Genomic DNA, 9,768 nt, shown 5'->3' on the forward strand with positions numbered 1-9,768 from the left:
CCCGGGGCTGTCTCAACCAACACGGGCGGCCGGGCCCTCACCCCGCCCGGGGCCGCCGTTGTTGTCGGTGAGTTGTCCACAGAGGTTGTCCACAGGCCCTCCGGTCTGTGGACAACCACCCTCAGAGGTACTGCCCGGTCCCCGAGATCCCCGGCCCGTGCTCATGGCCGTGACCGAGCCCAGCCGCCCCGGAAGGGCCTGCCGGGAGGCCGCGGCGCATCTGCTCCAGCTGGACCCGGGCCGCCATCTGCTGGGCGAACAGTGCCGTCTGGATGCCGCTGAACAGCCCCTCCAGCCAGCCCACCAGCTGGGCCTGGGCGATCCGGAGCTCCGCGTCGGACGGTGTCGAATCGTTCGTGAACGGGCGGACCAGCCTCTCCAGCTCGTCCTGCAGCTCCGGCGCCAGTGCCTTCTCCAGCTCGCGGATCGACGTCTGGTGGATCTCGCGGACCCGTGTGCGGGACGCGTCGTCGAGCGGGGCCGCCCTGACCTCCTCCAGGAGCTGCTTGATCATCGTTCCGATGCGCATCACCTTCGCCGGCTCCTCGACGAGGTCGCCCACCGACTCCGGGTGGTCGGCGTCCGCGGGGGTGGTGCCCACCGGGGTGCCGTCCGGTCCGACGACCACCACGTGGGGTGAAGATTCCTGGCCCGGGTCACCCGCTGTGAAGTTCGGCTCGGTCATGTGCTCCATCCTGGCTTGCCTTCGACACGCTCCGCGACACCCAGGGGGTGTCCGTCTCCGAGCGTAGCCGTAAACGGGGTTCCCGGTGGCTCTCCACCCAACCCCGGACGCACGGCGAAACCGCACGTCCGTACGGTGTCCCCATGGCGTTCGACGTCGCTCGTATCCGTGGGCTCTTTCCCGCGCTGGGTGACGGCTGGATTCACTTCGACGGCGCCGCCGGAATGCTGGTCCCGGAACAGGTCGCTTCGGCCGTTTCCACGGCGATGCGAGCCCCGGTGTCCGGGCCGGGCGGAGCGTTTCCGGCCTCACAACGCGCGGAAAGCATCGTGACCGCGGCCCGCCGGGCCGTGGCCGACCTGGTCGGGGCCGACCCGGCTGCCGTCGTGCTCGGGCCGAGTGCGCCCGTCATGCTGCGCCGGCTCGTCGACGCGCTCGCCGAGCGGTGGACCATCGGCGACGAAGTCGTCGTGTCCCGGCTCGACGAGCAGGCCAACCTCGCGCCGTGGCAGCGGGCCGCGAAGCGCGTGGGCGCGGTCGTGCGGTGGGGCGAAATCGACATCGAGACCTGCGAGCTGCCCGCGTGGCAGTACGAGCAGCTCGTGTCCGCGCGCACCAAGGCCGTCGCCGTCACGCTCGCGTCCGGTTCCGTCGGCACCCGGCCGGACGTGCCGACCATCATCGAGTTCGCCAAGCGGGTCGGCGCGCTCGTCGTCGTCGACGCGACCTACGCCGCGCCCTTCCTGCCGCTCGACATCAACGCGCTCGGCGCCGACGTCATGGTCGTCTCCGCGCAGGCGTGGGGCGGCCCGTCGGTGGGCGCGCTGGTCTTCCGCGACCCGGAGCTGATCGAACGCATCCCGTCGGCCTCGCTCGACCCGATGGCCCGCGGCGCCGCCCGGCTGGAGCTCGGCCCGCACGCCTACCCGCTGCTGGCCGGGCTGATCGCCTCGATCGACTACCTGTCCGGCCTCGACGACGCCGCCACCGGCTCGCGCCGCGAGCGGCTGGTCACCTCGCTCGGCTCGGCGAAGTCCTACCACGCCGGGCTGCTCGCGCAGCTGTCCACGGAACTGCTGTCGCTGCGGCACATCATGGTCATCGGCAACGCCATGCGCCGCATCCCCGCGCTCGCCTTCGCCGTCGCCGGCAAGAAGGCGCCCGAAGTCGCCGAGTACCTGGCGACGCAGGGGTTGTGCGCCTTCGCCGACGACGGCACGAGCGGCGTCTTCGCCTCACTCGGCGTCGGAGAAGTGGGCGGCGCCGTGCGGATCGGCCTCGCCCACTACTCCAACGTCTTCGAGATCAACCAGCTCGTGCGCGTCCTCGATGAACTACGCTGACGGAGTTAGGACTTAGCGGCCAGCAGGACCTTGCCGAACACGCTGCCTTCTTCGAGGACGCGGTGCGCGGTCGAGGCCTCGGCCATCGGCACCACCTGGCCGACGATCGGCTTGACCAGACCCTCGGCGACCAGCGGCCACAGCCGCTCGCGGACGTCGGCGACGATCGCCGCCTTCTGGTCCAGCGGGCGGAAGCGCAGGCCCGCGGCGAACACCGATGCGCGCTTGCCGAGCAGCGCGCCGACGTTCAGCTCGCCCTTGACCCCGCCCTGCATGCCGATGATCACCAGGCGGCCGTCCTGCTTCAGCGCGTCGACGTTGCGGCCCAGGTAGGACGCACCCATGTTGTCGAGGATGACGTCCGCGCCGCCGGTCTCCTCGCGGAGCACCTCGACGAAGTCGGCCGTCTTGTAGTTGATGGTGATGTCGGCGCCGAGCTGGCGGCAGCTTTCGAGCCGGTCCGGCGAGCCCGCGGTGACGGCGACGGTGGCGCCGAGCGCCTTGCCGACCTGGATGGCGTGCGTGCCGATGCCGCCGGCGCCGCCGTGGACCAGCAGCACCTCACCCTCGGTGAGGTTGGCGTGCATCACGACGTTCGCCCACACCGTGCAGGCCACCTCGGGCAGCGCGGCCGCGGTGAGCAGGTCGACCTCGCCCGGCACCGGCAGCAGCTGCCCAGCGGGCACGACGGCCTTCTCCGCGTAGCCGCCGCCGGAGAGCAGCGCGCAGACCTCGTCGCCGACTGCCCAGCCTTCGACGCCTTCGCCGAGTTCGGCGATCGTGCCGGAGCATTCGAGGCCGAGGGTTTCGCTCGCTCCGGGTGGCGGCGGGTAGTGACCCTGGCGTTGCAGCAGGTCCGCGCGGTTCACCGCGCTCGCCGCGACCTCCAGCAGCACCTCGCCGGGGCCGGGCCGCGGATCCGCGACCTCCGCCCACTCGAGAACGTCCGGGTCACCTGGTTCACGGATGGTGATCGCGTACATGCGTCGACCGTATACCGCCGGGAAATGTCCCGCCGAAAGGCGCATTGACGGACTTCGCATAGGGAACAAAGGTGAGCAACCATGTCACTCTTCAGATCGAAGTTCCTCCCACCGGTGGCGCTGGCCGCCGGGGCCACGCTGGTGCTCGGCCTGACCCCGGCCGCCGCCGCGGACACCCTCCCCGACGGTCCTGCCCTGGCGAAGCAGCTCGTCAAGAAGATCGACGTCAACGGCGTCAACCGGCACCTGATCGCCCTCCAGCGGATCGCCGACACGAACGGCGGGACCCGGGCGGCGAGCACCGACGGCCACAAGAAGTCGGCCGAGTACATCGCCACCAAGCTCGAGGCGGCCGGCTTCCAGGTCACCCGCCAGGAGTTCCCCTTCACCTACTCCGAGACCCTGGCCGAGAAGCTGACCGCGGGTGGCCAGAGCGTCCCGGTCATCGCCATGGAGTACACGAAGTCGACGCCGGTCGGCGGCATCACCGCGCCGCTCGCCGTGGTCGCCGTGGACGACACCAGTGGCTGCGAGGCCACCGACTACACCGCGGACGTCGCGGGCAAGATCGCGCTGATCAAGCGCGGCGGCTGCTCGTTCGCGCAGAAGCAGCAGACGGCCGCGGCCGCGGGGGCGGTCGGCGCCATCGTCTACAACAACACCGACGGCGCGCTCAACGGGACGCTCGGGGGCCCGGAGAACGCGGCGATCCCGACCGGGGGCGTGACGGCGGCCGCGGGGGCGCAGCTGGCCACGCTCGGCGGGCAGAACGTGACCCTGGAGCTGCGGGCCTTCCAGGAGGCGCGGACCAGCTACAACGTCATCGCCGAGACCAAGACCGGCCGCAAGGACAACGTCGTGATGCTGGGGTCGCACCTCGACAGCGTCCCGGCGGGCCCGGGCATCAACGACAACGGCTCCGGCTCGGCGACCCTGCTCGAGACGGCGCTGCAGCTGGGGAGCAGCCCGAAGGTCAACAACGGTGTCCGCTTCGGCTTCTGGAGCGCGGAGGAGTTCGGCCTGATCGGCTCGACCTACTACGTCGACCAGCTGACCTTCGAGCAGCAGCTCGACATCGCGCTGTACCTGAACTTCGACATGATCGGCTCGCCGAACGCCGGCTACTTCGCCTACGACGGCGACAACTCCGACGGCGTCGGCGCGGGCGCCGGCCCGTACGGCTCGGCGCAGATCGAGAAGACCTTCGTCGACTTCATGAAGACCGCGCGCGGGGTGTCCGTCGAGGGCACCGACTTCACCGGGCGGTCGGACTACGGCGAGTTCATCGCCGTCGGCATCCCGGCGGGCGGGCTCGACACCGGTGCCGAGGTGCTGAAGACCCCGGCGCAGGCGGCGAAGTGGGGCGGCACGGCCGGCATCGCGTTCGACCCGTGCTACCACCAGGCCTGCGACAACCTGGGCAACATCGACCGGGTCGCGCTGGACCGCAACGCCGACGGCGTCGCATGGGCCCTCGGCGTCTACGCGACGAGCACCGAGAGCATCAACGGCGTCCAGCCGGGCAAGGCCAAGGCGGCCAAGCAGAAGGCCGTCGAGCGCAAGGCGCAGCGGAACTTCTCCGCCCGCGCCGTCGCGGGTGACCCGCACGCACTGACTGCCTGACGACAGACCGAAGGGGCCGTCCCGGCGAGCGGGGCGGCCCCTTCGTCGTGCTTGCCTAGCCCAGGTTGTTGGTGCCGAAGGTGTCGCAGCGGGCGGGCTCGCCGGTCTGGAAGCCGGTGGTGAACCACTTCTTGCGCTGTGCGGACGTGCCGTGGGTGAACTTCGAGCGGTCGACCTGGCCGCCGCCGAGGTTCTCCTGGATGTAGTCGTCGCCGATGCGGGACGCGGTGTCCAATGCGGAGTTGATGTCGTCCTGGGTGACGTCGGTGATCAGCGGCTTGCCGCTCTCGGTCGGCGTCGTCGAGGCGTGGTTGGCCCAGACGCCGGCGTAGCAGTCGGCCTGCAGCTCCAGGCGCACCGAACCGGACGTCGGGCCGGTGCCGGTGCCCTTGCGGGACGTGCCGAGCAGGTTCTGCACGTGGTGGCCGTACTCGTGGGCCAGGACATACGCCTCGGTGAAGAGCCCGCCCTGGGCGCCGAAGCGGGTCTTCAGCTCGTCGAAGAAGGACAGATCGATGTAGACCTCGGAGTCGGCCGGGCAGTAGAACGGGCCGGTGTCGGAGGTCGCGCTGCCGCAGCCGGTGCGCACGCCGCCGTTGAAGAAGTTCGTCGGCGCCTTCCGGTAGGTCGAGCCGGAGCGGGCGAACTGCTGCGTCCAGAAGTCCTGGACGGAGTTGACCACCGCGACGATCGCGCAGTCGTGGTTCTTGTTCGCGTCCGCGCCGGTCCGGCACTCGCTGGCGAGCTTCGAGTTGTCGACCGCCTGGCCGGACCCGACGCCGCCGAGCCCGCCGCTCAGGCCGCTGCCGCTGCCGCCCGTGCTCACCCCGCCCAGCTGGGAGAGCACGAAGTAGATGATCACGCCGACGATCCCGAGCCCACCGCCGCCGAGCGCCACGCGGCCGCCGATCCCGCCGCCGCCTCCACCGCTTCCGCGCAGGTCCTGGACCTCGGAGGCGTCCAGGCCGGCGTCGTCGTCGAATCTCACCCCGCAAATGTTAACGAGCCTGGGCGCGACCGTCGCGCTGACGGCGCACCCAGGCTCGTACCGAGGTATGTCTTTGGTCGAGCGGTTGGCCGCTTCCGGGGCCGGCGTTCAGGCGCTGTCGTCACGGCTTCCGAGGCCGTGACCGGAGCCAGGCCCGACCGACGCCGTATGCGTGATGCGCATGGAAGCCCGCTCTTCGCTGTTCGCAATCGCGGCCGACCCGGTAGAACATCCGTTCCGGTCGCGGGGACGCAGCTGGCGGTCAACCGCGAGAATCACCCGCCACACAACCACCTGACCTCTCCCGGCGGGGAGCCGGGCCGGCACGCCGCCGTCGCCGCGCCGTTTACCCTGGCCGACCTTCCGCCACAAGCAGAATGCGCCTTTCCCCGCCGAGTCTCAACCTTTTCGTAACCCCACCTTCGGGCGATGTTGCGACCGGATTTTCACCGGCCGACGGATCGGACTCGGAGCGCGCGTTCCCTTGATCAACGTTCTACGCTGCCTTATGACCGAGGAGCGTGCTGTGCGGTGGTTGAACGATGCCGAGATGGCGGCGTGGCGCTCCTACGTCGTCTCGACCCTCCTGCTCCGGCAGCGGCTGCACCGCGAGCTGACGGAGGCGCACGAGGTGTCACTGGTCGACTACGAGGTGCTCGTCTGCCTGCAGATGCAGCCCGACCGCCGGATGCGGATGTCGGAGCTGGCCTTCATGATGGGCTCGACGAAGAGCCGGCTTTCGCACCAGATCGCCAAGCTCGAGGAGGCGAACCTGGTCCGGCGGGCGCGTGACCCCGAGGACAAGCGCGGCGTGATCACCGAGCTGACCGACGACGGCTTGGTGCTGCTGGAGAAGGCCGCGCCGACGCACGTCGACGGCGTGCGGGAGCACCTCATCGACCTGTTGAGCCCCGAGGAGCAGGCGACGATCGCCGCGGCGTTCGAGCGCGTGCAGGCCCACCTGCTGGAGCCGGAAAGCTGAACCCGGGCGCGGCGGGCGCCCGGGTCCTGCGGATCAGAGCGGTAGCGGTGGGATTCGAACCCACGGAGAGGTTGCCCCCTCGCATGTTTTCAAGACATGTTCCTTCGGCCGCTCGGACACGCTACCTCGCTCCACGAGGGTAGCCGACGGCCCGAGGCGACCTGGGGCCTGCGCCTCCGGCGTGAAGACGCGGGTGGCATCCGGGGCGCCCGCATGCCCCGAGCGCGCCCGGTGACGGCGTTCTCCACGGCCTGCCGAACCGGCGGCCGTGCCGCCCGCGAAGCCCGGCTGCGTTCCGGGATCGCCGGGTTGCCGGTCAGGTCCAGTTCAGCGTTAGCGCAGCGCCCTGCGCACGGCCCGCTTCGGCGGCCGGTGTGCGGGTGGCCGGGTCCAGCGGGTTCTCGCCGACCGCGGCCTGCGATGCCTCGTCCGGCGTGATCAGCGTGACCTCCGCGCCCGCCCGGCGCAGGTCCTCCAGCACCTCCAGCAGCGGCTTCTCCATCGGCAGGGGCGCGTCCACGCCCAGCGGCGCGACCACCGTCACGCGCTGGTAGCCCGCCGCGTAGTCGGCGTTCTCGGCGGAGCGGACGCCGCCGTCGACGTAGCGGTGGCCGTTGATCGTCACCGCCGGCCAGACGCCCGGGACCGCGCAGCTCGCCGCCACGGCGTCGACCAGCGGGACGCCGGACTCGCTGTCGAACCGGCGGGGTTCGCCGGTTTCCGCTTCCACCGCCACGATCACCAGGCGCCGCGACGGCCACTCGTGCACCGGCAGGCGCGCCTCGATCACCGCGCGGCGATCCGCTTCCGGCACCGTTTCGGCCGTCAGGGCCAGCTTCCCGACGGCCCGCCGGACCTCCGCCGGGTCGGTCGCGCCGGTGACCGCGCCGCCGAACTCGGCGGCGAACTTCTCGAAGTCGATGTCGGCCGGGATCTCCGCCGTCTGGCGCGCCGGATCGACCTGGCGCGCGTACAGGTCCTCCAGCGGGTGGGCGCTCGCCACCTGCGCGGCCACCACCGAGCCCGCCGACGTCCCGACGAACAGGTCCGCGCCCGTCAGGTCCTGGCCGTGCTCGGCCAGCCCCGCCAGCAGCCCCGTCGTCCACGCGATCCCGGCGACCCCGCCGCCACCCAAAACCAATGCTTGTCCGCCCATACGGGCAGCCTATCGACGAAGTACGACAGTTTCGGGGCGCCGCGGACTACCCTCCTGGTCGGCGCAGCGAGAGGGGCGGCGATGACCGCGAAGATCGAAGGCTTCCACCACGTCAAGTTCCCCGTGCGCGACCTGGCGCGCAGCCGCGAGTGGTACGAGCGCGTGCTCGGGCTCGAGGTCACCCACGAATTCCCCGACGCCGACGGGGTCGTCCGCGGGGTGGCAGGCGGCATCGACGGCGTGCCGGTGGCGTTGCGGGTGCAGGAAATGGCCGCCGCGGGGCTCGCCGGGTTCGACCCGGTCTGCTTCTCGGTCGCCGACCGCGCGGCCGCCGAGGCGTGGATCGCCCGGCTGGACGAGCTCGGCGTCAAGCACCCGCCGCTGTTCGAGGCCACCACCGGCTGGATGGTCCGCTTCAACGACCCCGACGGCACCGAGATCCGGCTCTACAGCGTGTCGGACGACGACGGCGTCGACCACACCGGCGAACGCGGTTACGCGCAGCCGGCGACCTGATTCAGGGCTGCCGCAACGCCTTCGCGGCGATCCGCGCCTGCACCTCGGGCCGGCGCAGCGGCGGCACGGTCGCGGGCGGCTGGCGGCGCTCGGGCAGCTGCTCCAGCAACCTCGCCGTGATCGCGGTGATCTCGGCGACCGCGGCCTCGAAGGGTTCGCGGGTCGCGGGCGAGAGCGACTGCACGCCGGTGACCTTGCGGACGTACTGGCGGGCCGCGGCCTCGATCTCCTCGCCCGTCGCGGCCGGCTGCAGCCCCCGCAGGGTGGTGATGTTTCGGCACATGCCGCCCAGGGTACGTCGCTCGGGAGCTTTCGATCACACGGTCGGGTAGGCCCGCGCCGCCGTCGTTGACGGCCGGAGCGCCGCTGGGCAAGGTCGGGGAAGTGCCCCTCAGACCGCGCCCGTTCCGCTCCGCCCGCCCCGAACCCGGCACCCTCGAAGAAGAGGTCCCGGAAACCCCGATCCCGGAACAGGCCTGGCCCCGCGTGCGGGCCGACGAACTGGTCACCCTCGTGGCCCACGTCTTCGCCGCGCACGGTCTCCCCGAACCACGCGCCAGGATGGCCGCCGAAGCGCTCTGCCACGGCGACCTCACCGGCTCGCCGGAGACCGGGGTCGCCGACCTGACCCGCGTGCACCTGCCGCTGCTGAAGAACGGGCTCGTCGTGCCGCACGCCGAGCCGCTGATGATCGCCGACCGCGGGGCCGCCGCGCTGATCGACTACCGCCGCGGGCCCGGGCTGTGGGCCGTCGGCGACGCGATGGACAGGGCGGTCACGCGGGCCGGCCGGTTCGGCGTCGGGCTCGTGTCGCTGCGCGGGGTCGGGCCGTTCGGCCGGGCCGGTCACCACGCCGCGCGGGCCCTGCCGCACGCGATGATCGGGCTGGTGCTGGCTGCCGGTGGGGAGCCCGGCCAGCCGGTGAACCCGCTCGGGATGGCGGCGCCTGGTGGGGCCTACCCCGAGTTCGTCTTCGACATGGACCGGCCTGGTTCGGATGCGGCCGGGTTGACGTTGCTGGTCGAGGTGCTTGCCGGGGTGCTGTCCGGGGTTGCTGATCACGAGCACGACACCGGGCTGCTGGTGCTGGCGATTGCGCCTACGACGCTTCGGAGTGCTGACGGGTTTTACCGTGCGGCCAGTGCTTTGTTCGGGAGCATGCTCGGGTGGGATGGGGGTGCGCCGATTCGGTATCCGGGGTGGCGGGAGGCTCAGCACCTTGAGCAGTGCCGGGCTCTTGGGGTGCCGTTGGCTGGGCCGGTTCGGCGGGAGCTTGATGCTCTTGCTGGGTCGCTTGGGTTGCCTGCTTTGACCAGTGTGGGGTAGGTCTGCCGTGGCTTCTGCTGCCGGTTTTGCTGCTGCCGTGGGTTGGCTCTGCCGTGGCTTGGGCGGGTCCTCACCTCTCCGGCATCCAGGCCGACGTCGTGGAAACGGCCGGGCTCGTCCACGACATCGGGCACCCACCCTTCGGGCACGTCGCCGAACCGGTCCT

General features: G+C 71.4%; 11 protein-coding genes and 1 tRNA gene. 6 read left to right on the plus strand and 6 right to left on the minus strand.

Features of this window, described 5'->3' with window-relative positions:
• Nucleotides 1–121: 121 nt before the first annotated feature.
• Complete coding sequence (locus tag ABZX11_RS47895) at nucleotides 122–694, minus strand: bacterial proteasome activator family protein (protein ID WP_176173638.1); 573 nt, start codon at nucleotides 692–694, stop codon at nucleotides 122–124.
• A 134-nt stretch (nucleotides 695–828) separates the two neighbouring features.
• Between ABZX11_RS47895 and ABZX11_RS47900 the strand changes: the two genes are divergently transcribed.
• Nucleotides 829–2,028: a cysteine desulfurase-like protein gene (locus ABZX11_RS47900; RefSeq protein ID WP_176173637.1), complete on the plus strand. Its 1,200-nt coding sequence runs from the start codon at nucleotides 829–831 to the stop codon at nucleotides 2,026–2,028.
• Nucleotides 2,029–2,033: 5 nt separating this feature from the next.
• On the opposite strand, the gene ABZX11_RS47905 is transcribed toward ABZX11_RS47900, so the two are convergent.
• Complete coding sequence (locus tag ABZX11_RS47905; RefSeq protein WP_176173636.1) at nucleotides 2,034–3,011, minus strand: NAD(P)H-quinone oxidoreductase; 978 nt, start codon at nucleotides 3,009–3,011, stop codon at nucleotides 2,034–2,036.
• An 81-nt stretch (nucleotides 3,012–3,092) separates the two neighbouring features.
• Here ABZX11_RS47905 and ABZX11_RS47910 point away from each other — a divergent pair, with 81 nt between their 5' ends.
• A complete protein-coding gene (locus tag ABZX11_RS47910; RefSeq protein WP_176173635.1) occupies nucleotides 3,093–4,634 on the plus strand; it encodes a M28 family metallopeptidase in 1,542 nt (513 codons plus the stop codon).
• 55 nt (nucleotides 4,635–4,689) lie between these two features.
• Here the strand turns inward: ABZX11_RS47910 and ABZX11_RS47915 are convergent, their stop codons facing one another.
• Complete coding sequence (locus ABZX11_RS47915) at nucleotides 4,690–5,622, minus strand: neutral zinc metallopeptidase (protein WP_354925829.1); 933 nt, start codon at nucleotides 5,620–5,622, stop codon at nucleotides 4,690–4,692.
• Between the two features lie 526 nt (nucleotides 5,623–6,148).
• On the opposite strand from ABZX11_RS47915, the gene ABZX11_RS47920 reads away from it, so the two are divergent.
• Nucleotides 6,149–6,604 (plus strand): MarR family transcriptional regulator, encoded by a 456-nt coding sequence (locus ABZX11_RS47920; protein ID WP_254897039.1) that lies wholly within the window; start codon nucleotides 6,149–6,151, stop codon nucleotides 6,602–6,604.
• A gap of 39 nt (nucleotides 6,605–6,643) precedes the next feature.
• On the opposite strand, the gene ABZX11_RS47925 is transcribed toward ABZX11_RS47920, so the two are convergent.
• A tRNA-Ser gene (locus ABZX11_RS47925) sits at nucleotides 6,644–6,730 on the minus strand.
• Nucleotides 6,731–6,920: 190 nt separating this feature from the next.
• A complete protein-coding gene (locus ABZX11_RS47930; protein ID WP_354925832.1) occupies nucleotides 6,921–7,760 on the minus strand; it encodes a patatin-like phospholipase family protein in 840 nt (279 codons plus the stop codon).
• 81 nt (nucleotides 7,761–7,841) lie between these two features.
• On the opposite strand from ABZX11_RS47930, the gene ABZX11_RS47935 reads away from it, so the two are divergent.
• Nucleotides 7,842–8,276, plus strand: coding sequence for a VOC family protein (locus tag ABZX11_RS47935; protein ID WP_354925835.1), 435 nt, complete (start codon nucleotides 7,842–7,844; stop codon nucleotides 8,274–8,276).
• Nucleotide 8,277: 1 nt separating this feature from the next.
• On the opposite strand, the gene ABZX11_RS47940 is transcribed toward ABZX11_RS47935, so the two are convergent.
• The gene (locus tag ABZX11_RS47940; RefSeq protein ID WP_176173630.1) at nucleotides 8,278–8,559 is read right to left on the minus strand and encodes a DUF2277 domain-containing protein; all 282 of its coding nucleotides are present in this window, start codon (nucleotides 8,557–8,559) and stop codon (nucleotides 8,278–8,280) included.
• A 101-nt stretch (nucleotides 8,560–8,660) separates the two neighbouring features.
• Here ABZX11_RS47940 and ABZX11_RS47945 point away from each other — a divergent pair, with 101 nt between their 5' ends.
• Both ABZX11_RS47945 and ABZX11_RS47950 read left to right on the plus strand, forming a co-directional pair.
• On the plus strand, nucleotides 8,661–9,602 hold the full coding sequence (locus ABZX11_RS47945) for an Ldh family oxidoreductase (RefSeq protein WP_176173629.1): 942 nt from the start codon (nucleotides 8,661–8,663) through the stop codon (nucleotides 9,600–9,602).
• Nucleotides 9,603–9,655: 53 nt separating this feature from the next.
• A partial coding sequence (locus ABZX11_RS47950) for an HD domain-containing protein (RefSeq protein ID WP_354925838.1) occupies nucleotides 9,656–9,768 on the plus strand: 113 nt, incomplete at its 3' end.

It is taken from the genome of Amycolatopsis sp. NPDC004169 (assembly GCF_040610315.1).
GTDB lineage: Bacteria > Actinomycetota > Actinomycetes > Mycobacteriales > Pseudonocardiaceae > Amycolatopsis.